Below are 23,469 nucleotides of genomic sequence, written 5' to 3' on the forward strand. Positions count from 1 at the left end.
GGTCTGCTAGGGACAAGGGAACCATGCTAAGCCGTCGGGCGTTGTGCCACCAGGGTAAAGCTCATCGGCAGCTGGGCGGCCTGGCCGATGTAGCGGTCGTAATCCACCTCGCGATTGGAGTGCGGATGCTCCTCCAGCCGTTGCAGAATCAGGCCGGCGTCCAGGCTGGCGGTGACGATGGCGCCCAGGGTGTGGATATGCCAGTAGCTCGTTGCGCCCTGCCCATGAGATTCGCCGTCATAGGCGATGAGCGCCTCGCTGACCAGGGGCTCACGGCGGAAGTAGCTGTAGTGGGGCAGCAGCGGCTGGTCCGCGTGGGGCTCGAACATTTCCAGGAACGGATGGGTCTCGTAGATCACCAGGCGCCCACCCGGGGCCAGCAGACCGGCCACCGCGGCGAAGAAGGCCGGCAGATCCGGCATCCAGTTCAGCACGCCGATGGTGATCAGCACCAGGTCATGCTGGCCGAGATCCTCGGGCAGCGCATAGATGTCGGCGGCTACCAACCGGGGCGTCAGGCCTGCCGCCGCGGCCAGTTGCTCGCCCTGAGCGAGGAAGGCGGGCGACTGGTCGATGCCCAGTGCGGGCCGGGCGCCGAGTGTCGCCAGGGAGAGCAGTTCGCGGGCGTTGTTGCAGCCGACCTGGGCGCAGCTCAGGCCGCGGATGTCAAGGTCGCCGAGGGTGGCGGTCAGGCAGGCATCGAGGACCGAAAAGCCCGGTTGCCGGGCCTGTTCCAGCAGGCGCTGCCAGTCCTCACCCTGGGCATGGAGCGGCGCCGACACCTCCCAGGCCTGACGATTGGCGGCGGTGATGAGCTGACGCTGGCGTGGGTCCATGGGCGGCCTCCTTGGCCATCAGGCGAAAGACCGCAGCCTAGACGCCCAGCGCCGGGATCGCCAGCTGTTAGTCCGGCACCGGCAGGCTCAGGGTCTCCTTGATCTCTTCCATCACGATGTAGCTCTTGGATTCGCGCACGTGGGGCAGCTTGAGCAGGATGTCGCCCAGTAGCTTGCGATAGGAGGCCATCTCGGAGATGCGCGCCTTGACCAGGTAGTCGAATTCGCCGGAGACCAGGTGGCATTCCAGCACCTGGGGCAGCTTGAGCACGGCGCGGCGGAATTCCTCGAAGGTATCGCCGGACTTGTAGTCCAGGCTCAGTTCGACGAACACCAGCAGACCGGCCTTGAGGTGCTGTGGATTCAGCCGAGCGTTGTAGCCCTGGATGATGCCTTCGCGCTCCAGGCGGCGGACGCGCTCGGTGCAGGGCGTGGTGGACAGGCCCACGCGCTCGCCCAGTTCGGTGAAGGAGATGCGGCCATCGTCCTGGAGGATGCGCAGGATGTTGCGGTCGATCTTGTCCAGCTCGCGTCTGGCCTGGTGATGGGTACGCATCGCGGAGGTCTCTGCCAAAGGGGGCTTTACCGGAAAATTACTCCGAATATAGGCAATTCTTCAGTGATTAGCACTGCGTGCGGCTTTCTATACTTGCCGTATCTGCCTTCATTCCGACGAAAGCCGGCGAAATCCTCTCACCGGCCAGGAGCTAGCGATGCGTGTACTGGTTTTGGGTAGCGGCGTCATCGGCACGACCAGCGCCTACTATCTGGCCCGTCAGGGTTTCGAGGTGGTCGTGGTCGATCGCCAGGCCGGTCCCGCCCTGGAGACCAGCCATGCCAACGCCGGTCAGGTCTCCCCTGGCTATGCCTCGCCCTGGGCTGCGCCCGGCGTGCCGCTCAAGGCATTGAAGTGGCTGTTCCAGAAGCACGCGCCCCTGGCTATCCGTCTGACCGGCGACAGCAGCCAATACCTGTGGATGGCGCAGATGCTGCGCAACTGCACGGCTGCGCGCTATGCGGTGAACAAGGAACGCATGGTGCGGCTGTCCGAATACAGCCGCGACTGCCTGGACGAGCTGCGCCAGGACACCGGCATTGCCTACGAAGGCCGCCAGCTGGGTACCACCCAGATCTTCCGCACTCAGCAGCAGGTGGAGGCCGCGGCCAAGGACATCGCCGTCCTGGAGCGTTCCGGCGTGCCCTTCGAACTGCTCGACCGCGACGGTGTGGCCCGGGTCGAACCGGCGTTGGCGGCGGTCAAGCACAAGCTGGCCGGCGGCCTGCGCCTGCCCAACGACCAGACCGGTGACTGCTTCCTGTTCACCAATCGCCTGGCCGAGGAAGCCCGCCGCCTGGGCGTGGAATTCCGCTTCGGCGCCGACATCCAGCAACTCAGCGCCAGTGGCGACCGTATCGATGGCGTCAAGGTCGATGGCGAACTGCTCACCGCCGATCACTATGTGCTGGCTCTGGGCAGCTATTCGCCGCAATTGCTGGCGCCCCTGGGCATCCGCGCGCCGGTCTATCCGCTCAAGGGCTATTCGCTGACGGTGCCCATCGTCGATGCCGCCATGGCGCCGACCTCGACCATCCTCGACGAGACCTACAAGGTCGCCATCACCCGCTTCGACGACCGCATCCGCGTCGGCGGCATGGCCGAGATCTGCGGCTTCGATCTGAACCTGGATCCGCGGCGCCGTGCGACCCTGGAAATGATCACCGGTGACCTCTATCCTCGCGGTGGCGACCTCGCCCGGGCCAGCTTCTGGACCGGTCTGCGACCCGCCACCCCGGACGGGACCCCCATCGTCGGCGCCACCCGCTATCGCAACCTGTTCCTCAACACCGGGCACGGGACGCTGGGCTGGACCATGGCCTGCGGCTCCGGTCGCCTGCTGGCCGACCTGATCGCACGCAAGCAGCCGCAGATCAGCGCCGAGGGTCTCGACATCTCCCGCTATTCCGCCACCCAGGAGTCCCCGCGCAATGCCCGTACAGCGTCTGCACACTGATCGCCGCCTGAGCGAAATCAATATCCATAACGGCACCGTCTACCTGGCCGGTCAACTGGCCGACGACTTTTCCGGCGACATCTACCAGCAGACCCGCGAGACCCTGGCCAATGTCGATAAATTCCTCGCCGAGGCCGGCAGCGACAAGGAACACATCCTGGTGGTGACCATCTTCCTGCGCGACATTGCCCTGCATTTCGAGGGCATGAATCGCGCCTGGGACGAATGGGCCGCCCAGGGCGCCACCCCGGGTCGCACCACCGTCGAAGCCAAGCTGGCCAAGCCGGACATCCTGGTGGAGATGAACGTCATCGCCGCCGTCAAGGCGTAAGACCGCTATTCCCCCTCTCCCTCTGGGAGAGGGCCGGGGTGAGGGTGTTTCACGCCCCCCAAACTTTCCCTCTCTCTGCCGAGACCTCCCATGCGTCCCGCCCGCGCCGTCATCGACCTTGCCGCCCTGCGCCAGAACTATCGCCTGGCCCGTGAACTCTCCGATGCCCGTGCCCTGGCGGTGATCAAGGCCGATGCCTATGGGCACGGCGCGGTGGCAGTGGCCAAGGCCCTGGCCAGCGAGGCTGACGGCTTCGCCGTGGCTTGTATCGAGGAGGCGCTGGAGCTGCGCGCCGCGGGGATCCGCGCGCCCATCCTGCTGCTGGAAGGCTTCTTCGGCATCGACGAATTGCCGCTGATCGCCGAGCACGATCTCTGGACGGTGATCCACGCCGACTGGCAACTGGAGGCGCTGGAGCGGACCGCCCTGGCGCGCCCGCTGCAGGTCTGGCTGAAGCTGGATTCGGGCATGCACCGGGTCGGCTTCTTTCCCCAGGACTACGCCGCCGCCTATCACCGGCTGCTGGCCAGCGGCAAGGTCAGCGGCATCGTCAAGCTCACCCACTTCGCCCGCGCCGACGAACCGGACAGCCCCGCCACCAGCGTGCAGATCGCCACCTTCCGCGCCGCCACCGAGGGCCTGCCGGGCCCCACCAGCCTGCGCAATTCCCCCGCGACCCTGGGCTGGCCCCAGGCGGCTGGCGACTGGGTGCGGCCGGGGCTGATGCTCTATGGCGTGACGCCCTTCGCCACGCCCCAGGCCGCCGCCGAGCGGCTGCAACCGGTGATGACCCTGACCTCCCGGGTGATCGCCGTGCGCGAATTGCCGGCCGGCGAACCGGTGGGTTATGGCGCGCGCTTCGTCACCGCCGGGCCGACCCGAGTCGGGGTGGTTGCCTTGGGCTATGCCGACGGCTATCCGCGCCATGCGCCCAATGGCACCCCGGTGGCCATCGAAGGGCGTCCCGGCCAGCTGATCGGCCGGGTATCCATGGACATGCTCACCGTCGACCTCACCGATCATCCCCAGGCCGGGGTGGGCAGCGAGGTGGAATTCTGGGGCCGCCAGGTGTCGGTGGCGGACCTGGCCGAGCGCTGCGACACCATCCCCTACCAGTTGCTGTGCAACCTCAAGCGGGTGCCGCGCAGCTATCGCGACTAGCCCCTGGGCGGTCTTTGGCCGCTATCCAAGTCAGGTGAGGGCGGCAAGGCCGCACGTCCGCCCTGGTGTTGTAAATCTCGAACAGCGTTGCCATGATGCCGAACACCGTGCCGCGGCACGCCTATCGCGCGTGGCCTGGCCACGTCTCACCCGCCTGCTCGAGGAGTCTTCTCCACCTTGGACGTCGGTGCCCGCCTGCAAACCATCCGTACCCTCAAGGGCCTGTCCCAGCGCGAGCTCGCCAAGCGTGCCGGGGTGACCAACAGCACCATCTCGATGATCGAGAAGAACAGCGTCAGCCCCTCCATCAGCTCGCTGAAAAAGGTGCTGGCCGGCATCCCCATGTCTCTGGTGGAATTCTTTTCCCTGGACCTGGAACAGGACGCGCCGACCCAGGTGGTCTATCGCGCCAATGAGCTCATCGACATCTCCAGTGGCGCCCACACCGTGCGCATGCGCCTGGTCGGCCGGGCCCATCCCAGTCGCGCCCTGGCCTTTCTCGACGAGACCTATCCACCGGGCGCCGACACCGGCGAAGAGATGTACGCCCATGAGGGCGAGGAGGCCGGCCTGGTGGTGGAAGGCCGGCTGGAACTGACCGTGGGCGGCGAGGTGCACATCCTCGAGCCGGGCGACAGCTACTACTTCGAAAGCAGCCGCCCGCATCGCTTCCGCAATCCCTTCGAAGCCCCCGCCCGGCTGATCAGTGCGACCACGCCGGCGAATTTCTGAGCACCCGCAGCACGGCGGTTGCAGGGTGGAAAACGGCGCGGCCCTTTCCCTCTGGAAGCCTGTGCCGGCGGCGCCCTCATCCCAACCCTCTCCCGGAGGGAGAGGGGGCTGTCCGAGTGGACGCTCGAGTTCCTCGGTCCGGGTAGATTCGTGAGCAGACCGCAGGTTGGGCTGAGACAGCTCTATCGTCGAAGCCCAACATCGCCGCCACGCTGAGGTAAGGCCCGTTGGGCTTCGCTGCGCTCAACCCAACCTACGGGGCGATTCCCCACAACTCCCCTTCATCAATCCCCAACGCCGCCAGCTCCGTCCGGCGCAGCGGTTCGTCCTGGGCGAGAAAGAATTCGTCCAGTTGCGGCGGGGCGACGCCGCTGGCCAGGAGCAGGGCGTGGGCCTGGCCGCGGTGGTGCAGCTGGTGCACGAAGAGATGCTGCAGGGTGCGCAGTCGCTGTTCCCGTACCGGGCCGCTGGCGCGGGGCAGGGTGATGAGCGTGGTCAACTGCTGGGGAACGAGGCCGCGACACAGGTCGATCAGGCGCTGGTCGCTGGCGATCTGGGCCGCACGCAGCGTCGCCAGGTCAGGCCAGTCCGTGTCCTGATAAGGCCGGGGCTGGTCATGTAGCGCATCGAGATAGAAGAGATCCACGTCCAGCAGATGGCCGAGCAGGGCCCAGAGCGAACCAAAGAAGGCGGCGGGTTGGGCTGCGTGCAGGGCAGCGGCCGGCAAGGTGGTGCAGGCGACCAGCAGGCGGTGGTTCGACCAGCGATTGTTGCAGGCCTGGGCCAGCAGCAGGTTGGCGGTCATGGGCAGGTCCTCGACACGGCGCGCGGACACCTACTGTAACGCGCCTGGTTGTGCGGGGGGTCGCAGCCTGGAGTCATCCATGATTGAGGCACTGGCGGCGCTTTGCCATGCTCCGCCGCTCTGCTGCCCACCTGCAAGGATGCGTCTGATGCCTCGAATGTCGCCCTGGTTCGGCCTGGTCGCTGCCCTGTGCCTGGGTGGCACGGTCCGGGCCGCCGAGCCTGTCACCCTGCCCGAATTGCCCTACATCCCCCTGGGGGTGGTCGGTCACGACAACAACGCCGCCTATCCCGATGCGCAGATGGAAAAGCGCCTGCAGCTGCTCGACCGCTACAACCTGCGCAGCTACCGCTCCGGCGAATTCCTGCTGCTGGATCTGCCGCGCCTGGATCGCCTGGTGGCCCTGGCCCGCCAGTACCACATCACCCTGAGGCCGGTGATCACCCAGCAACTGACCCAGGCCCAGGCCTATGCCCTGGCCAAGCGCTATGCCAACGACATCAAGATCTGGGAAATCGGCAATGAGCAGGATCACTCGCGGATCGGCGCCAGCATCCGCATCAGTCGGCTGGTGGATATCTATCGGGGCATCCGGCGCGCCTCCGACGAGCTGAACGCCGATCTCAAGACCACCATCAACGTGATGTCCTGCAATTCCTACGACACCGGGCCCAAGGCGCGCTGCCCGGGCGATCGCCTGGGCTCCATGTGGTTTCTCGATCAGGCAAAGGCCGCCGGTTTCGATTTCGACTACATCAGCTTCCACTACTACCCGCATTACCACGACCGCGGTCACTGGATGGATCTCTACCTGGGGCAGATGCGCGCCATGGCGGCCAAGTACCGGACGCAGATCTTCTACAACGAGGTCAATTGCGCGGAGATCTACAAGGGCACCACCGACGGCGGCCGGCCGGGCGATCGCAGCTGTTATGACAGCCTCGAGTACATCCTCTCCGAGCTCAATGGGCGCTATCGCGACATCGTCCGCGAGATCAACGTCTATGAACTGCTCGACGAGCCGACCCATCCGGTTGCCCATGAGCGTCACTTCGGGCTGATGTACGACCTGGATCGGCCCAAACCGGTCATGGAACTGGTCCGCCGCTATGCCGGAGCGCCTTGAGCCGCCAGAAAACAGACAAGTCTGACTTTTGCCTGGGGATCGGCTCTTTGCGTGACCATGCAGTCAGCGACGAGTGGTAGCGAAAGTGCCATCATCGGCACCGTACATCTGGCAAAACACCGCGTTCACCCTTGCTTCGTGATGGCACGGGTTCTTCTTGGTCTAGCGCTTGCACTAGGCTTCGCAGGTGCTGGGGAAACGATCTTCCCCGGCAGTTTTCCTGCTGTACCGAGGTGGGATGCACGGATCGAATCGCGCACCTCGGCCTATCTGGTTCCTTCTTGATGACAATCCTTAGCTCCATCTCCCGCCGCCTGCCGCGTCAGGCGCTGCTCTTGCCTGCCCTGTTCGCCACCGCTTCGCTTGCCACCTCCGCCCAGGCCGTTGACCTGGTCGGTCTTAACTTCTCCGGCGCCACCTTTGCCGCCCAGATACTGCCCGGTGTCAACGACCGCAACTTCATCTTTCCGGCCGAGAGCCATTTCCAGCAGTGGAGCGCCAAGGGCGTGAAGCTGGTGCGCTTCCCCATTCTCTGGGAGCGCCTGCAACCGTCCATGGGGGTCAATCTCGATCCCACCTACGCCGGCCTGGTCGATCGCACCCTGGGCTACGCCCAGAAGTACGGCGTCAAGGTCATCCTCGATCTGCACAACTACGCCCGCTATCAGGGCAAGGTCATCGGCGCGGGCGAAGTCCCCTACGAGGCCTTCCAGAATCTCATGACCCGTATCGCCCAGCGCTGGGGCACCCATGCGGCGCTCTATGGCTACGACATCATGAACGAGCCCCACGACGCCGTGAGCAACTGGCCGATCGCCGCCCAGTACGGCATCGATGGCGTGCGCGCGGTCGACTCGACCCATCCGATCTTCATCGAGGGCAACGGCTGGGCCGACACCACCCGTTGGCCGCAGTGGAACGACGCCCTGCTCAAGCTCAATGATCCGGCCAACAACCTGATCTTCATGGCCCAGGCCTTCTTCGACGGCAGCCTGAACGTGGCGACCCTCTCGCCCAGTTATGGCGTCGAGCGGCTCAAGCCCTTCGTCGCCTGGCTCAAGGCCAACAACAAGCGCGGCTTCATCGGCGGCTTCGGCGTACCTGACACGGATGCGCGCTGGTTGCCCATCCTCGACGGCATGCTGGCCTATCTGAAGCAGAACTGCATTCCGGCCACCTACTGGGCCGCCGGGCCGGGCTGGGGTACCTACAATCAGGCGGTCGAGCCGATCAATGGCAAGGAGCGTCCGCAGTGGGCGGTGCTGGCCAAGTACCTGGACAAGGACAGCTGCGTCGCCATCGGCCCGCAGGTAGCGCCGACCGCCGCCACACCACCCAAGACCGGGACCGCCACCAGCGGTGCGACCACGGGCACCACCGGCGGTACCGGCGCCACGGGCACTGCTGGAGCGACCACTGGCACCACCACCGGCGTCGCGCCGACCACGGGTACCGGCACCACGGGGACCGCCACGGGTAGCACCGCCACGGCAGGGGCGACCACCGGCGCCGCCACGGGCACCGCAGGCAATGCCGCCAATGCCACCAAGCTGACCACCGTCGAGCAGCTCTACCTGGCCTACTATGGCCGGGCGGCCGATGCCGGTGGCCTCAACTACTGGGCCTCGCGACTGGCCAGCGACCTGAGCGTCGAGCAACTGGCGGCCACCTTTGCCGCCAATGGCGAGTCGACCACGCTTTACGGATCCCTGAGCGGCGCCGCCCTGGTCAACAAGGTCTATCAGACCCTCTATGGCCGGAGCGCCGACAGCAGTGGCAGCGCCTATTGGAGCAGCCGGCTGGCCAATGGCGTCACCTCCCGGGCCAACCTGCCGCTGGAAGTCCTGCGCGCCGCTGCCGGCGACGACAAGGCCGCCTTCGACAAGAAGGTGAGCGCGGCGCTGGCCCAGGGCACCACCACGACCACGCCGACCCCTGCGGCCAGCGTGCAACCGGTGCAGAACGTGGTCCAGCCGGTCACTGGCGGGGCGGTCGCCTCGGCCCCGCTGAGCGGCTACAAGAACATCCCCCTGGGGGTGGTCGGCCACGACAACAGCGCTGCCTATCCGCCGGCCGAGATGGAAGCCCGGTTGCAGGTCCTGGCGGCGCGCAACCTGCGTACCTATCGCTCCGGCGAGTACCTGGTGATGAACCTGCCCGAGCTGGATCGCCTGGTTGCCCTGGCCCGCAAGTACAACATCACCCTGCGGCCGGTCATCACCCACAAGCTGACCCAGGCGCAGGCCTATGCCCTGGCCAAGCGCTACGCCAACGACATCAAGATCTGGGAGGTCGGCAACGAGCAGGACTATTCCAAGGCGGGTGCCCAGGAGCGCATCAATACCCTGGTCGGCATCTACCGCGGGATCAAGCAGGCTTCGGATGAGCTGGGCGCCAACCTCAAGACCACCATCAACGTGATGGCGTGCAACTCGGACGACCGCACCGCCACCGCCCGTTGCCCGGGTGATCGCAACGGTGCCATGTGGTTCCTCGACCAGGCCCGGGCGTCAGGCTTCAACTTCGACTACATCAGCTTCCACTACTACCCGTACTTCGACGACAAGGGCTACTGGATGGACATGTACCTGGGGCAGATGCGCGCCATGGCCACCAAGTACAGGACCAAGGTGTTCTTCAACGAGATGAACTGCGGCAACGTCTACCAGGGCAACACCGATGGCGGCCGTGACGGCGATCGGGCCTGCTACGACAGCGTCAAGCAGATGCTCACGGTGCTCAACACCAGCTACAAGGATGTGGTGGCCGAGATCAACGTCTACGAATTGCTCGATGAGCCGAGTCTCTCGGTGATCCACGAGCGCCACTTCGGGATGATGTACGACCTCAAGCGACCCAAGCCGATCTTCGACATGGTGACCAACTTCGCCAAGTAAGCGCCCGGCGCGGCCATAGCACCGCCCCCGTTGCCTGACCGGCAGCGGGGGCGTTGTCGTTTTGGGGGTAGGGATCTAGGCTGGGTGGGCCCTCACCCCGGCCCTCTCCCCGGGGGAGAGGGGGAAGAGCGGCGTGGGGGAGGTGCGAGGGTGTCAGGCTGGTGCGGTGCGGGCCCTCATCTCGGGTGAGAAGGGGAAGAGCGGTGTGGGTGCAGGGGGGCTGTTTGCTCCCCTCTCCCCGGGGAGAGGGGCTGGGGGTGAGGGTGTCAGCCCGGCGCGGGGTGGGCCCTCACCCTAACCCTCTCCCCCGGGAAGAAGGGACTGATCGGCGTATGGCGAAACCCGGTGGTGACTGCGGACGCCCCCTCTCCCTCCGGGAGAGGGCTGGGGTGAGGGTGATCCCAGTGAAGGCCTTCCCCTCAACGCTTGAGCATCGCCCGCATCGCCGCCAGGGCATCGTTGCCGCGGGCGGCCTTCTGCTCCTGGGGGGCCTCGTCCAGGCCTTCCCATTGCAGGTCCTCGGGCGGTAGCTCGTCGAGGAAGCGGCTGGGCGTGCAGTCGATCAGCTCGCCGTACTGCTTGCGCCGGGTGGCGTAGGTGAAGGCCAGGGTCTGGCGCGCGCGGGTGATGCCCACGTAGGCCAGGCGGCGCTCCTCCTCGATGGTGTCGGCCTCGATGCTGGAGCGGTGCGGCAGGATCTCTTCCTCCATGCCCATGATGAACACATAGGGGAATTCCAGGCCCTTGGAGGCGTGCAGGGTCATCATCTGCACCCCGTCGGCGCCTTCCTCTTCCTCCTGCTGGCGTTCGAGCATGTCGCGCAGGACCAGCTTGGCGATGGCGTCCTCGATGGTCATCTGGCCGTCCTCGTCCTTTTCCAGGATGTTCTTCAGCGCATCCATGAGGAACCAGACGTTGCCCATGCGGAAATCGGCGACCTTGTCGGAGCTGGCGTTCTGGCGTATCCAGTTCTCGTAGTCGATGTCCATCACCATGCTGCGCAGGGCGCCGATGGGATCTTCGCCGGCGCAGTTCTGGCGCACGCCATCCATCCAGCGCTTGAAGCGCCCCAGGCGCTCGGTGAAGCGGGCGTCCAGGTGCTCGCCCAGACCGATCTCGTCGGCCGCGGCGTACATCGACAGGTCGCGGCTGCCGGCATAGTTGCCGAGCTTTTCCAGGGTGGTGGAGCCGATCTCCCGGCGTGGCACGTTGATCACCCGCAGGAAGGCGTTGTCGTCGTCCGGATTCACCAGCAGGCGCAGGTAGGACATCACGTCCTTGACCTCCTGGCGGGCGAAGAAGCTGGTGCCGCCGGAGAGCCGGTAGGGGATCTGGTGGTGCTGCAGCTTGAGCTCCATCAGCTTGGCCTGGTGGTTGCCGCGATAGAGGATGGCGAAGTCCGCGTAGGGCCGCTGGGTCTTGAGGTGCAGGGTGAGGATTTCCAGGGCGATGCGCTCGGCCTCGCCGTCCTCGTTCTTGCAGCGCAGCACCCGGATCGGATCGCCGTGGCCCATCTCGCTCCACAGCTGCTTCTCGAACACATGGGGATTGTTGGCGATGAGCACGTTGGCGCACTTGAGGATGCGACTGGTGGAGCGGTAGTTCTGCTCCAGCATCACCACCTTGAGCGAAGGGAAGTCGTCCTTGAGCTGCATCAGGTTTTCCGGCCGCGCGCCGCGCCAGGCGTAGATCGACTGGTCGTCGTCGCCCACCACGGTGAACTGGGCGCGCTCCTGCACCAGCATCTTCACCAGCAGGTACTGGCTGGTGTTGGTGTCCTGATATTCGTCCACCAGCATGTAGCGGATGCGGTTGCGCCAGCGCTCCAGCACCTCGGGATGCTCCTGGAACAGCTTCACCGGCATCAGGATGAGGTCGTCGAAGTCGACCGCGTTATAGGCCTTGAGGGTGCGCTGGTAGTGCAGGTAGACCACCGCGGCGGTCTGCTCCTTGGGCGTGCGCGCCTTTTCCAAGGCCTCTTCCGGCAGGATGAGGTCGTTCTTCCAGTTGCCGATGTAGTTCTTGATCTCGTCCAGGCCGTCGTCGCCCTGGTACTCCTTCTGCATGATGTCGGTGAGCAGCGCCTTGATGTCGCCCTCGTCGAAGATGGAGAAGCCCGGCTTGTAGCCCAGATGCACGTACTCGCGGCGAATGATGTTCAGCCCGAGGTTGTGAAAGGTCGAGACGGTCAGGCCGCGGCCTTCGCCGGCCTTGAGCAGGCTGGCCACCCGCGCCTTCATCTCGCGCGCCGCCTTGTTGGTGAAGGTCACGGCGCAGATGTACTGGGCGCGGATGCCGCACTGCTGTACGAGGTAGGCGATCTTGCGGGTGATGACGCTGGTCTTGCCGGAGCCGGCGCCGGCCAGCACCAGCAGAGGGCCGCTGATGTAGGCCACGGCTTCGGCCTGGCGGGGGTTGAGCTTGGACATGGCGGACCGAGGGGTGACGACGCTGGGCGGGGGATTCTACCAGCGCTGGTCCGCCTCGGTCTCAAGGCTTGGGCGGTGGCGCGACGAAGGTCAGCTGGCGCGGATAGCCGTACTTCTCCCCGGGCAGCGCCGGGCTGTCGAGAAACACCGCCATGCTGCGGCCGAATTCGTTGACGTAGGTGACGGCATAGTCCTGGCCGTCGGCCAGGCGGACGATGGCGCCGGTCTTGAATTCTTCGCGATTGCGCTCGGTGACCGGGATGGAAATGCCGGCGGCCTTGCGGTAGACGCCCTTGAGCCAATCCTGGTTGGTGAAGTCGTTGATCGGGGTGCTGAAGCGCCCTGGCAGGCGCTGCAGGTGCCGACCGGTGCCGGGGGCGTCATCCACCGCCAGCCGCCGCGGATAACCCACGGCCTCGGCATCCAGCGGCTTGCCCTCAAGGAACACTGCCAGATTGTCGCCGACGCGTTGGACATCGGTGATGGCACGCCACTCGCCGTCGCCCAGCTGCGCCTGACGACCGCTGATGAAGCCCTCGACGTTGGCTGGCGTAGCGGGAATGGTCAGACCGGCCACGCGGCGCAGCACACCGCGATCCCAGTCTTCGTTGCTGAAGTCGTTGATGGAGCTGGAGAGCAGCGGCTGGGTGGCCGGGGCGCTGTGCGGCGGTTTGGCGTTCTCGGCATGGGCCAGCGGCAGGCCGAGATAGCAGGCGCAGAGCAGCAGAAGGGAGCGAGCCAGGCAGGTGGGCATAGCGGTCATCCTTAACGCAGGTTTCTTGTCGATCCCATACCGGGAGTGGGCGATAGACCCCTGATGTCTCCCGGCGTTTGGCGAGCGCAATGCAAAGCGGCAATTTTTTTCCCGCTCGGCGCCGGACGGCAAGGGCTGCGTTACCCTGGGGCTTTTCCCACCGGAGTCCATCCATGAATTCGACCCTTGCCGCCGTCCCCCTGGCCAAGGCCTATCGGCTGCTCAACCATGGCCCCACGGTGCTGGTCAGCGCCGCCCACGACGGCCGGCGCAACGTCATGGCCGCGGCCTGGGCCATGGCGGTGGATTTCGAGCCGGGCAAGGTGGCGGTAGTGCTGGACAAGCAGACCTGGACCCGCGAGCTGTTGGAAGCCGAGGGCAGCTTCGTGCTCAGCGTGCCCTGCGCGGCCCAGGTGGATCTGGTGCAGACGGTGGGCAATACCACTGGCCGGGAGCTGGACAAGTTCGCCGCCTACGGCATCGAGACGCTGGCTGGCGAAAGGGTCGGTGCGCCTTTGATCGCCGGCTGCGTGGCCTGGCTGGAATGCCGGGTGCTGCCCGAGGCGCACAACCAGCAAGGCTACGACCTGTTTCTTGGCGAGGTGGTCGCCGCCCGGGCCGATGCCCGGGTGTTTCGCGAGGGGCGCTGGGATTTCCGCGGTCAGGACAGCCTGCGCACCCTGCATCACGTCGCCGGTGGTCACTTCCTGGTGATCGGCGACGGTATCCAGGGACAGCTGCTCACGCCCAAGGCCTGAATCGGACGACGCCAGCGCTGGCGTCGTCGGGGCCGGGGTCAGACGCGGAAGCGCGCGACCATCTGCTGCAGATCGCCGCCCAGGCGGGCCAGTTCGTTGACCGAGGCCGCGGCATGGGCGTTGGCAGTGGCGGACTCCTCAGCCAGGCCGCTGACCTTGACCACGTTGCCGTTGATCTCCTCGGCCACCAGGCTCTGCTCTTCCACCGCGGTGGCGATCTGCTGGTTGAGACTCTGGATCTCCGCCACCGTCTGGTAGATGACGTCCAGGGCGCGCTCGGCGTCCTGGGCCAGGGTCACGGTGCCCAGGGTACGGTCACGGCTGGCCTGCATGCGCGCACTGGCCTCGGTGGTGCCCTGCTGCAGGGTGGCGATGAGTTCGCCGATTTCCTGGGTGGATTCCTGGGTACGTTGCGCCAGGGACCTGACCTCGTCGGCCACCACGGCGAAGCCGCGGCCCTGTTCGCCGGCGCGGGCGGCTTCGATGGCGGCATTGAGCGCCAGCAGGTTGGTCTGCTCGGCGATCGCCTTGATCACGTCGATGACGCTGCCGATGCGACCGCTGGCGGCGTCCAGGCGCTCCATGGCAGCGCCCAGGCCCTGCACCTCTTCGGCGGCCAGGGTGATTTCCTGGGCCGCGCGCTTGACCGTACGGCTGCCTTCGCGCGCCATGTTGTCGGCGTTCTGCGCGGCGCTGGAGGCGTTGGCGGTGTTTTGCGCCACGTTGTGCACCGTGGCCGCCATCTCGTTCATGGCGGTGGCCACCTGGTGCATCTCGTCACGCTGCTGGGTGGCGCCACGGCTGGTCTGGACGCCAAAGGCCGAGAGTTCGTCGGCCGCGCTGCTGAGTTGCCCCACGCCGCTGGCGATGCCACCGACGAGCTGACGCAGGTCAGCGGCCATGGCCTGGGTGGTGCGTTGCAATTCGCCCAGTTCGTCACGGCGGGTCACCGCGTCGCTCGGGGTCAGGTCGCCGGCGGCGACGCGCTTTAGCATGGCCATGGCGGTCGCCAACGGCTGGGTGATCTGGCGGGCGATCAGCCAGGCGGCGGCGATGCCGATGAGCAGGGCGATCAGGCTGGTCAGCAACAGCTTGAACAGGGCGGCCTGGCGTTCGGCGGCGGCGGACTTGAGCTGGCCCTCGCCCAGTTGATCCAGCAACTGCACCAGCTTGTTGCCCTGCTCCTGCAGGCTGGCGACCGTGGCCTGGGCCTGGCGATTCTGCGCGACGATGGATTCGAAGAAGGCGCGATAGCGGGTCACGTCCTGGGTGGCGCTGTAGAGGCGGGCGGCGGTGTCGCCGTCGATCTGCTTCTGGGCGCTGGCCAGGGTCTGGAGCAGGCCGTCGATGACCTTGAGCGTCGCCTGGGACTTGCTGTCGTCGGGGGTGCCGAGGAAGCGGCGGATGGCCAGGCGCACGCCGACCATCTGCGCCTTCATCTCGGCCACGGCTTTGAGGTCGGCGGTGCTGTAGCTGCCACCCGGCGCGAAGACCAGGTCGAACAACTGGTCGAAGGTCTCGGTGACGTTATCGGAGACCCGGGTCAGCTCCTTCTGGGCCTCGGCGCTGGTCTGATTGGACTGCTGCAGGGCGGTGAAGCGCTCCTGGTAGGTCTTCATCTCCTGCTGAATGCTGTGCAGGATGGCGACGTTGGCCGGGTTGCTCAGCAGGCTCAGGCCCTTGGCGACATCTTTCGCGACCACGGCCAGATCGGTCTGCTGCCGAGCGACGCTGGCGGCACTGGGATCGAGCAGGTAGTTCTTCTCGTCGATCCTGACGTCGAGAATGTGGGCCTTGAGCTCACCGCTGTAGCGCGTCTTGGTGATGCGATCGAGCAGGGTGTTGGCGGTGAGATAGCCGAACAGGGCTACCACCGTCACCATGACCAGCAGGGCGCCGAAGCCCAGGGCCAACTTCTTGGAAATGCCGAGATTGCTCAGCCAGGAGGCTTTGGAAACAGACATGGGAGTACCGGAAGCGAGGTCGAAGACCCCCTTCATCGGCCGTCCCGATCGATACTTGAAAGCCGCACGTCAGGGCTGGTCGCCAGGCTAGCGGCCTGCTGCCGACCGGCGGTGGCGCCGGACGCCGTCAGGCGGTTTCGCGGCTGTTCACGGGTACTGGCAATTCCAGTTCCAGCACCGAGATCAGCGCCTTCTGCTGGCGCTCGTTGAGCTGGCGGAAGCGCTGCAGCAGCAGTTGCTCGCTGGCATTGAGCAAGTCGTCGTCCGCTTCGCCCTGCTGCTGCTCCAGGACCCCGTCCTGCACCAGGCTGCGTTCCAGCCAGGCGACGATCTCGGTGTTCATGCTGTGGCGATGGGAGCGGGCCACGGCGGCGATGCGTTCACGCATGCCATCGGGCAGGCGAACGACGAATTTTTCCGTGGGGATTCCAGCGGGAGCGCGGTGGACGTAAGGCATGGCGGACCTCCAAAAAACGGGGTGGCTGACGTCAAAGCGCCGACAACAGCAGTCGACCGGCGAAGAAAACCAGCACCAGGCCCATGGTTCTCTCGAACCAGTGGCCCAGGCGCAGGAAGGTCTGGCGAACGCGTGGACTGGAAAACAGCAGGCTGACCAGGGCGAACCAAGCGGCGTTGACCGCGCACATCCACAGGCCATAGAGGCCCTGGACGGTCAGCGGCGTGCTGCCGCTGACCACGGTGGTGAAGATGGCCAGAAAGAACAGGGTGGCCTTGGGATTGGTGGCATTGGTCAGGAAGCCGGTCAGGAAGGCCCTGCCGGGTGACTGCCGCTGCAGGTCGGCCTGCTGCCACTGGCTGTCGTCCAGCGGCGCGGCGGTGGGCTTGCTGCGGATCAGGTTGAAGCCCAGCCAGAGGATGTAGGCGCCGCCGACTACCTTGGCGACCCCCAGCAGCCAGGGCGTGGCGTGCATCAGGGCGCCGATGCCGAGCAGGGTGTAGAGCACGTGCACGGAGATGCCGGCGCCGATGCCCAAGGCGGTGCAGAGGCCGATCAGGCGGCCGAATCTCACGCTCTGGCGCACGGTCACGGCGAAGTCCGGCCCTGGCGCCAGTACGGCGAGGAAGTGGATGGTGGCCAGGGCGAGGAATTCGCTCAGGTAGGGGGACATGTCAGCTCCAGTACGTGAGGGGTTCGGCCACCCCGCGATAGCCGACGAAGCACGACAGCGACAGGCGTGGCTGATCGTTGCCGGGGGTCACGGCGTGCATGCGGCGGGAATTGAAGAGGATCAGATCGCCCGGTTCGGGGCGGAGGGTCAGGCAGGGCGGGCCGAGGCGGTCGGGTTCGATGCCGTAGCTGTCGCCGCGCAGGGCGTCGAAGGCCTCCGGCGACAGCTCGCGCGACCAGAGTTGCAGTTCGCCGCCCAGGCTGGGCATGGTCAGGTAGACGTTGCAGGCCAGCTGGGCGACCAGGCTTTCGGCTTCCTCGCTGCCCGGCGCGTCCTTGGCGAAGATGTCGTGGTGGGCGAGAAAGCGTACCCCGGGCTTCACCACCCGTGACAGGCCGACGTACATCTTGCGGCCCCAGAGGGTCTGCAGGTGGGCGCCGGCGGGCCAGACCTCGTCGAGGGTGCAGCGCACCAGGTCGATGGGATTGAGGTAGGGGCGGCAGCGCCGGCGCAATTCTTCCAGGTTGCTGGCGACGCTGGCGAAATAGTCGTCCATCTGCGCGCGCTGGTGTTCCGCCTCGTAGAACGCCATGCCGATGCGACCGATGCTAGGAGCATTGGTGTAGGTGGCGAAGCCGTTGCCGAGGATCTGCTGGCCGAGGTCGTCGGCCAGCGGGCGCGGCACGAAGCGGCGCACACGCACGGCCAGCAGGCGTTCTTCGGTGAGACGGAGCAGGCTCTCGGTGTCGAGAGCGTCGAGTTCGAGCAGCATGGCGCCTCCTTTCGACGGGTGAGGTGGGCGGTGGATCAAGCGCCAGCCATGTCGTAGCTCACCAGCAGGCGCCCCTTCTTTTCCTTGACGCCCAGGGCGCTCAAGGCCCCGACGCTGCGCAGGGAGCGCACATGGGTCCCGCCGCAGGCATAGCGCGCCACATCCTCGCCAAAGCGCACCTGGCGCTGGCCGTCGGCCTGCACCTCGATCTGCAGCGGCAGGTCTTCTTCCACCAGGGCGTCGAAGTGCGCCCGCAGGGATTCGGCGTCCAGCGCGACGGTTTCCTCGCCCGGGACGAATTCGATGCGGCCTTCACCCGGCCAGTGATGGGCCTTGACCGGCTTCCAGCCATGGGTCTCGCCGATGTGGCCGAGCAGATGCCCGGCGGAATGCAGCCGCGAATGCAGCAGGCGGCGGCCTTCGTCGACCCGCGCCAGCACGCGGCCCGGCGCCAGGGGACGGTTGGTGTGGTGCAGAATGCGCTCGCCGTCCTGAACCACCCGGGTCACCTCGGCCGTGCCGATCCAGCCGGTGTCGCTGGGCTGGCCACCCCCCTGGGGATGGAAGGGTGTGGCCTGCAGTTCAACGACATAACCGTCCCCGTCGGCGGTACAGGCATGGACCTCGACCTCGGCGATCAGGCTGTCGCTCAGGAAATACAGGCGCTCGGTCATTCGTCTTACTACTCTTGGAGAACGAGAAACGTCCTCATTCTAAAGAGTGCGCGCAAGGGTGATAATCCACCCTCTCTCCAAAGGAATTTTGCGCTGTGAGCATAAATCTTCCCCTGCCACTGTTCAGCGAGATGGCCATCTTCGTGCGGGTGGTGGAGAGCGGCAGCTTTTCTGCGGCGGCCCGCCAGCTGGGTCTGACCCCGTCTTCCACCAGTCGCAGCGTGGCGCGCCTGGAGAAGGCCCTGGGCACCCGCTTGCTCAATCGCAGCACCCGCAAGCTGCGGCTGTCGGAGGCGGGGGAGGAGGTCTATCGGCGTTGCAGCGACATGGTTGGCGCCGCCCGGGCGGTACTGGAGGTCAGCGGTCAGTTCAACCAGGCACCGGCCGGCATCGTTCGGCTGTCGGTGCCCAAGGCGGTGGGCAGCACGGTGATCCATCCGCACATGGCCGAGTTCCTGCGCCGCTACCCGGCGGTGGACGTGCAACTGCTGCTGGAAGACCGCCAGGTCGACCTGATCGACGAGAACGTCGATCTGGCCATCCGCATCACCGACCGCCCGCCGCCCGGGCTGGTGGGTCGCCAGCTGCTCACCATCGAGCACCTGCTCTGCGCGACGCCGCAGTACCTGGCCGAGCACGGCCAGCCGGCGCACCCGCGCGACCTGGCTGGGCACAGCTGCATCTACCTGGCGGAAGAGCCGGCCGATTCGCGCTGGAAATTCCGCCAGGGCGCCAAGGTGGTTCACGTCAACGTGCGCGGGCGCTACGCCGCCAACCACACCGGGGTACGGTTGGACGCGGTGCTCAACCACATCGGTATCGGCAGCCTGCCGCTGTTCACCGCCCAGGCGGCCCTGGCCCGCGGCGAGATCGTCCAGGTGCTGCCGGACTGGTCCTTTCTGCCGCACTACCAGGGTGGCGCCTGGCTGCTCTATCCGGCGACGCGCCACCTGCCGCCCAAGCTCAAGGTGTTCATCGACTTCCTGGTCGAGCGCCTGGGCGATCAGGCGCTGCGCCCGGGGCAGGGCGCGGCCGCGCTGCCCGAGCAGCGCTTCCAGGAATTGACCATCGGCAGCTAGGGCGCTGCCGATCCGCCTTTCGTGATGCTTTTCACAAGTCCTGTTACAACTGGCATCATTAGGTGAAACGATTCACCTAACGTTTCTCTGCCTGCCGCATCGTGCTTTTCCCTGGGCCATGCTCCCCCACGGCCCGCCCGCGCGGGTGGATCTGGCCGCTGCCGCGATCCTTGCCCTGGCAAAACAAGAAAGGATTTCCCCATGCTCGCTTCATCACCCACGCTCGCCGCACCCGTGGCGGCCACCCCGCGCAAGGGGCTGGTCGTGCTCATCGCCGTGATCGCCGCCCTGGGCGGCCTGCTGTTCGGCTACGACACCGGCATCATCGGCGTCGCCCTGCTCGGCCTCGGCCGCGAATTCGCCATGGACGACACCGTCAAGCAGCTGGTGACCGGCGCCATCATCTTTGGCGCCCTGTTCGGCTGCCTCGGCACCGGCCCGATCTCCGACCGCCTCGGCCGGCGCAAGACCATCATCGGCGTGGCCCTGGTATTCGCCCTGGGGTCGGTGCTCTCGGCACTGTCGCCCAACGTCACCCTCTTGATCCTGTCGCGCTTCCTGCTCGGCCTGTCGGCCGGCAGCTCCACCCAGATCATCCCGGTGTACATCGCCGAGGTGGCGCCGCCGGAGCACCGTGGCAAGCTGGTGGTGCTGTTCCAGTTCATGGTGGTGTTCGGCATCACCGTGGCCTATTTCACCGGCTTCGCCCTGGACGAGCACTGGCGCTGGATGTTCGGCCTCGGCCTGGTGCCGGCGCTGATCCTGCTGGCGGGCATGGCGGTGCTGCCGGAGAGTCCGCGCTGGCTGCTGGTCAAGGGGCGTGAACAGGATGCCCTGGCCGTGTTGGAACGGGTGCGCGGTGGCAAGGCCGCGGCCGAGGCCGAACTGGCCGAGATCAAGACCGTGAGCAACGCGCCGGAGGGCAGCTGGAGCGATCTGTTCTCGCCCTGGGTGCGTCCGGCGCTGCTGGTGGGGGCGGGCATCGCCATGTTCTCGCAGATCACCGGCAACAACGCGCTGATCTATTACGCACCGACCATCCTCACCCAGGCCGGTTTCTCCGACCAGACCGCGGTGCTGGCCACCGGCTGCAGCACCATCCTGGTGGTGATCATGACCGTGGTCGGCAGCTTCCTGGTGGATCGCATCGGTCGTCGTCGCTACCTGCTGACGCTGATCCCCGGCTCCATCATCGCCCTGGCCATCATGGGCTACCTGTTCCAGGGCGCCGGTCCCCAGACCGAGGTCGAGCGCTGGACGGTGGTGGCCTGCCTGGCCGCCTACCTGATGCTCAACTGCGGCGGCTTCGGCGTCTGCATCTGGCTGATCAACGCCGAGGTCTATCCATTGTTCGTGCGCGGCAAGGGCGCCAGCGTCGGCGCCTTCAGCCACTGGGGCTTCGACCTGCTGGTGACCCTCACCACCCTGAGCCTGGTGACCCAGCTGGGCGCCGCCCACACCTTCTGGCTCTACGCCGGCATTTCCCTGGTGGCCCTGTTGTTCATCTGGCGCCTGGTACCGGAGACCAAGGGCAAGAGCCTGGAGCAGATCGAGCACGACCTGCGCGAACGGCGCTTCTTTCCCTATCAGCGGAAGGGCTGAACGCCAGCTCCGGTGCTAGGGTCGCAACAGGAGCGGAGCTCTATCTCCGCTCCTGTTCGCCTGTGCCGGAGTCCTGTCATGCGCCCCCTGACCCTCGACCTCGAGCTACTGGCTGCCGCCCTCGACAGCCGGGAGCGCGGTACTCACTTCCTCGATCTTGAAAGCGGCGCCCTGCGCCTGCTCGACCCGGACGACCTCAGTCTGGAAGAGCGCGAGGAGCTGGAAGATCCCGAACGCTACCTGCCATTGCCGCGGCTGACCCAGGACGACCGCCTGGAGCTGCGCGAAGCCTTTCTGCACCAGTTGCGTCATCCCCACGCCCAGCCACTCTTGCGCGCTGCCCTGGAGAGCCGGCGGCCGATCCGCACCTTCGACTACGAGCTGGAGCTCTTCCCCTCGGTACGCGACGCCTGGCAGGCCTTCGCCCTGAGTCGCCTCAAGGAAGAACTGCTGGTGCTGCTGGACGAAGCTGGCCTGGAGGCCCTGCCGGCGGATGGCCGGATGCCGCTGCCGGAAGACATGCCCGAAGGCATCCGGCGGCGGTTGGAGAAGGGGCAGGGGCGATAGGGCTTGCCGCCCCGATGGTCAGCTGAACACCCTTAGTTTGACGAAGCGTCCGGCAGCATGCCGGCGCTACGCATGAGGTCCGGCAGTCCCTGTTCTTCGATGGCGTAAACGCCGCGCTCAGCTTTCCAGATCAATGCCTTTTCCTGCAAAGCAGCCAGGGCCTGCTGTACGTTCTGCGCGTAGGCGGCCTCTTGGGCCTGGGCCTCGCTCATACCGGCGAGCTGTAGCATTTCTGCGTACTTGCCAAGAGTTGCCAATTCGAAAGGCGCATAGTCCTTGCCCTGGACCGCCATCACCTTCAGTACGGCCGCTTGAATCGGTGTGAGGCTGCGAATCACGGCTAGAGCGCTCTCGGACATCTCTCGCACGTGCTCGTCGACGGCTTCAGCAAAAGCGACATTGCCCACTGCAGCATCATCGATCATTGAGTATTCGAGTACCTCACGGGCCGCTTGCAATGCCTCGGGGCGATAGCCCGCTTCGACGAATTTACTCCAGACTACTTCTGGATCAAGGGTGAAATCGAGCCTGGACTGCGCGCAGAACCAGTCCACATAGCCTCTGTCGAGATGGGGGAAGTTGACCAGGGGCGCATTGAAGAAGGCTTGGTCGCGGCTGTTTCTGAGCATTGCCAGCTTGTCCCGGCTGGAACCGGTGCAGATAAGTCTCAGGCCGTGATGGTGTGAGCCGTTCAATTCGTCGCGAGCCGCCTTGAGGGCGAAGAGCGTGTTGCTGCCAGCCGCGGTGGTCACGGCATGCTGAGCTTCGTCGATAATGAGTGCTATCGGCTTGCCGAGACTGTCGGAAAGCGCTGCCAGCGCAGCGGCCAGGGTTACGCCCTTGGCTTTGCCAATGCTGCCGGTATCTATCTCGACCCCACCCACCTTGAGTTTCACCACGCCGCTTTGCTTGGTCAGCTTGGCGATCAGACCAAGATTGCGCTCGATGGCAACCTGAACCGCTTGATTGATCAACTCAGCCGGATCAGTCTGTCGATTCGACCAGAGATCGACGTAGATCACCTCGGCACCTGCGAGCTGGAGTGCGGGCGCCAGATCTTCCCGCATGAAGGTGGTCTTGCCGGTTCGCCGTGGCGCCGCCAAAAACAGACCGGGATGCAGCGGGTCTGCCATGATCTTGGCAGCATAGGTAGTAGCCATGGCGTGTCGGTGATAGAAACGCTCGGGCATCGACAACTCCCAATTCAAGGCGATTAAAGTCGATTATAGATCTTTATAGATCTTTATAGATCTTTATAGATCGCTGCCCTGAAGCCTACTTTAGTGCTGGTCATGTCCATGCCGATAGAGCTTGAGCTCCACCATCAGGTCGTCGGTGAGGGTTTCCAGATGGGCCTGCAGGGTTTCGAGGGCCAGGTCCGCCGGCAGTGCCAGCAGGGCGGTGGCATGGAACAGCACCTCGCTGCTCATGGGGGCCGGGCGCGTCTCGGTGGACAGCCGTTCGACGTTGACCCCGACCTGATGCAGCGCCCGGGTGATGTCGCGGACGATGCCGACGCGGTCGTTGCCCAGGAGGTCGAGCTGCACCAGCGGCGCACCCACCGCAGCCGGCTGGCCGGGTTCGCCGACCAGGATGCGCAGACCGGGAATGGCCAGCTGTTGCAGGGCCTCCACCAGGCCATTGCGCAATTCCGGCTCCACTTCCACCGAAAGGATCCCGGCGAACTGGCCGGCCAGATGGGCCATGCGGCTTTCCAGCCAGTTACCGCCCTGGGCGGCCACGCAGTCGGCCAGGGCTTCCACCAGACCGGGGCGATCGGGGGCGATGACGGTCAGGACCAGGTGTTCCATGGCGGGCTCCAGGGCAGTCAGAGAGAACC

22 protein-coding genes and 1 pseudogene are annotated in these 23,469 nt (G+C 65.9%); 10 read left to right on the forward strand and 13 right to left on the reverse strand.

Annotated elements, in window-relative coordinates:
• Positions 1 to 26: 26 nt before the first annotated feature.
• Together V6W80_RS01235 and V6W80_RS01240 are read right to left on the reverse strand one after the other, a co-directional pair.
• Entirely contained in the window at positions 27 to 836 is an 810-nt protein-coding gene (locus V6W80_RS01235) for a class I SAM-dependent methyltransferase (RefSeq protein WP_338545671.1), read from the reverse strand.
• A 67-nt stretch (positions 837 to 903) separates the two neighbouring features.
• A complete protein-coding gene (locus tag V6W80_RS01240; RefSeq protein ID WP_007159864.1) occupies positions 904 to 1,392 on the reverse strand; it encodes an Lrp/AsnC ligand binding domain-containing protein in 489 nt (162 codons plus the stop codon).
• A 157-nt stretch (positions 1,393 to 1,549) separates the two neighbouring features.
• On the opposite strand from V6W80_RS01240, the gene dadA reads away from it, so the two are divergent.
• The 4 genes from dadA to V6W80_RS01260 all read left to right on the forward strand — a co-directional run bounded on the left by dadA (position 1,550) and on the right by V6W80_RS01260 (position 5,072).
• Positions 1,550 to 2,848 (forward strand): D-amino acid dehydrogenase, encoded by a 1,299-nt coding sequence (gene dadA / locus V6W80_RS01245; protein ID WP_160924236.1) that lies wholly within the window; start codon positions 1,550 to 1,552, stop codon positions 2,846 to 2,848.
• Positions 2,823 to 3,179 (forward strand): RidA family protein, encoded by a 357-nt coding sequence (locus V6W80_RS01250; RefSeq protein ID WP_059313211.1) that lies wholly within the window; start codon positions 2,823 to 2,825, stop codon positions 3,177 to 3,179. Before dadA ends, V6W80_RS01250 begins: the two co-directional genes overlap by 26 nt.
• Positions 3,180 to 3,269: 90 nt before the next feature.
• Positions 3,270 to 4,340 (forward strand): alanine racemase, encoded by a 1,071-nt coding sequence (gene alr / locus V6W80_RS01255; protein WP_338545672.1) that lies wholly within the window; start codon positions 3,270 to 3,272, stop codon positions 4,338 to 4,340.
• Between the two features lie 177 nt (positions 4,341 to 4,517).
• The gene (locus tag V6W80_RS01260; protein ID WP_064309213.1) at positions 4,518 to 5,072 is read left to right on the forward strand and encodes a cupin domain-containing protein; all 555 of its coding nucleotides are present in this window, start codon (positions 4,518 to 4,520) and stop codon (positions 5,070 to 5,072) included.
• A gap of 253 nt (positions 5,073 to 5,325) precedes the next feature.
• On the opposite strand, the gene V6W80_RS01265 is transcribed toward V6W80_RS01260, so the two are convergent.
• Positions 5,326 to 5,877, reverse strand: coding sequence for a DinB family protein (locus tag V6W80_RS01265; protein ID WP_338545673.1), 552 nt, complete (start codon positions 5,875 to 5,877; stop codon positions 5,326 to 5,328).
• Between the two features lie 148 nt (positions 5,878 to 6,025).
• Between V6W80_RS01265 and V6W80_RS01270 the strand changes: the two genes are divergently transcribed.
• On the forward strand, positions 6,026 to 7,003 hold the full coding sequence (locus tag V6W80_RS01270) for a glycosyl hydrolase 53 family protein (RefSeq protein WP_231357184.1): 978 nt from the start codon (positions 6,026 to 6,028) through the stop codon (positions 7,001 to 7,003).
• A gap of 284 nt (positions 7,004 to 7,287) precedes the next feature.
• A complete protein-coding gene (locus tag V6W80_RS01275) occupies positions 7,288 to 9,900 on the forward strand; it encodes a cellulase family glycosylhydrolase (RefSeq protein ID WP_338545674.1) in 2,613 nt (870 codons plus the stop codon).
• A 419-nt stretch (positions 9,901 to 10,319) separates the two neighbouring features.
• Here V6W80_RS01275 and rep read toward each other — a convergent pair whose 3' ends face one another.
• Positions 10,320 to 12,329, reverse strand: coding sequence for a DNA helicase Rep (gene rep / locus V6W80_RS01280; RefSeq protein ID WP_338545675.1), 2,010 nt, complete (start codon positions 12,327 to 12,329; stop codon positions 10,320 to 10,322).
• A gap of 61 nt (positions 12,330 to 12,390) precedes the next feature.
• Positions 12,391 to 13,083 (reverse strand): hypothetical protein, encoded by a 693-nt coding sequence (locus V6W80_RS01285; protein WP_064306873.1) that lies wholly within the window; start codon positions 13,081 to 13,083, stop codon positions 12,391 to 12,393.
• Positions 13,084 to 13,256: 173 nt separating this feature from the next.
• Here V6W80_RS01285 and V6W80_RS01290 point away from each other — a divergent pair, with 173 nt between their 5' ends.
• Positions 13,257 to 13,841 carry a flavin reductase family protein gene (locus V6W80_RS01290; protein WP_257704778.1) on the forward strand — a complete coding sequence of 195 codons (585 nt, stop codon included), beginning with the start codon at positions 13,257 to 13,259 and terminating at the stop codon, positions 13,839 to 13,841.
• A 38-nt stretch (positions 13,842 to 13,879) separates the two neighbouring features.
• Here the strand turns inward: V6W80_RS01290 and V6W80_RS23900 are convergent, their stop codons facing one another.
• The 6 genes and pseudogenes from V6W80_RS23900 to V6W80_RS01315 form a co-directional block, all read right to left on the reverse strand.
• The gene (locus V6W80_RS23900; protein ID WP_430707831.1) at positions 13,880 to 14,614 is read right to left on the reverse strand and encodes a methyl-accepting chemotaxis protein; all 735 of its coding nucleotides are present in this window, start codon (positions 14,612 to 14,614) and stop codon (positions 13,880 to 13,882) included.
• Between the two features lie 12 nt (positions 14,615 to 14,626).
• Positions 14,627 to 15,841, reverse strand: a pseudogene (locus V6W80_RS23905) (methyl-accepting chemotaxis protein); the annotation flags it as partial.
• Positions 15,842 to 15,932: 91 nt separating this feature from the next.
• The gene (locus V6W80_RS01300; RefSeq protein ID WP_037063379.1) at positions 15,933 to 16,262 is read right to left on the reverse strand and encodes an Arc family DNA-binding protein; all 330 of its coding nucleotides are present in this window, start codon (positions 16,260 to 16,262) and stop codon (positions 15,933 to 15,935) included.
• A gap of 31 nt (positions 16,263 to 16,293) precedes the next feature.
• Complete coding sequence (locus V6W80_RS01305; protein WP_017639876.1) at positions 16,294 to 16,935, reverse strand: LysE family translocator; 642 nt, start codon at positions 16,933 to 16,935, stop codon at positions 16,294 to 16,296.
• Between the two features lies 1 nt (position 16,936).
• The gene (locus V6W80_RS01310) at positions 16,937 to 17,707 is read right to left on the reverse strand and encodes a 2OG-Fe(II) oxygenase (protein WP_338545677.1); all 771 of its coding nucleotides are present in this window, start codon (positions 17,705 to 17,707) and stop codon (positions 16,937 to 16,939) included.
• A 35-nt stretch (positions 17,708 to 17,742) separates the two neighbouring features.
• Complete coding sequence (locus tag V6W80_RS01315; protein WP_338545678.1) at positions 17,743 to 18,381, reverse strand: alanyl-tRNA editing protein; 639 nt, start codon at positions 18,379 to 18,381, stop codon at positions 17,743 to 17,745.
• A gap of 95 nt (positions 18,382 to 18,476) precedes the next feature.
• On the opposite strand from V6W80_RS01315, the gene V6W80_RS01320 reads away from it, so the two are divergent.
• The 3 genes from V6W80_RS01320 (at position 18,477) to V6W80_RS01330 (ending at position 21,629) form a co-directional block, all read left to right on the forward strand.
• Positions 18,477 to 19,460: a LysR family transcriptional regulator gene (locus V6W80_RS01320; RefSeq protein WP_064306869.1), complete on the forward strand. Its 984-nt coding sequence runs from the start codon at positions 18,477 to 18,479 to the stop codon at positions 19,458 to 19,460.
• A 201-nt stretch (positions 19,461 to 19,661) separates the two neighbouring features.
• Positions 19,662 to 21,062 carry a sugar porter family MFS transporter gene (locus tag V6W80_RS01325; RefSeq protein WP_338545679.1) on the forward strand — a complete coding sequence of 467 codons (1,401 nt, stop codon included), beginning with the start codon at positions 19,662 to 19,664 and terminating at the stop codon, positions 21,060 to 21,062.
• A 78-nt stretch (positions 21,063 to 21,140) separates the two neighbouring features.
• Entirely contained in the window at positions 21,141 to 21,629 is a 489-nt protein-coding gene (locus V6W80_RS01330) for a UPF0158 family protein (protein ID WP_017639871.1), read from the forward strand.
• Between the two features lie 32 nt (positions 21,630 to 21,661).
• On the opposite strand, the gene V6W80_RS01335 is transcribed toward V6W80_RS01330, so the two are convergent.
• On the reverse strand, positions 21,662 to 22,819 hold the full coding sequence (locus V6W80_RS01335) for a hypothetical protein (protein ID WP_064306866.1): 1,158 nt from the start codon (positions 22,817 to 22,819) through the stop codon (positions 21,662 to 21,664).
• Between the two features lie 90 nt (positions 22,820 to 22,909).
• The gene (locus V6W80_RS01340) at positions 22,910 to 23,440 is read right to left on the reverse strand and encodes a glycine cleavage system protein R (protein WP_017639869.1); all 531 of its coding nucleotides are present in this window, start codon (positions 23,438 to 23,440) and stop codon (positions 22,910 to 22,912) included.
• Positions 23,441 to 23,469: the final 29 nt, after the last annotated feature.

Source organism: Pseudomonas benzopyrenica, assembly GCF_036884265.1.
Taxonomy (GTDB): Bacteria; Pseudomonadota; Gammaproteobacteria; order Pseudomonadales; family Pseudomonadaceae; genus Chryseomonas; species Chryseomonas benzopyrenica.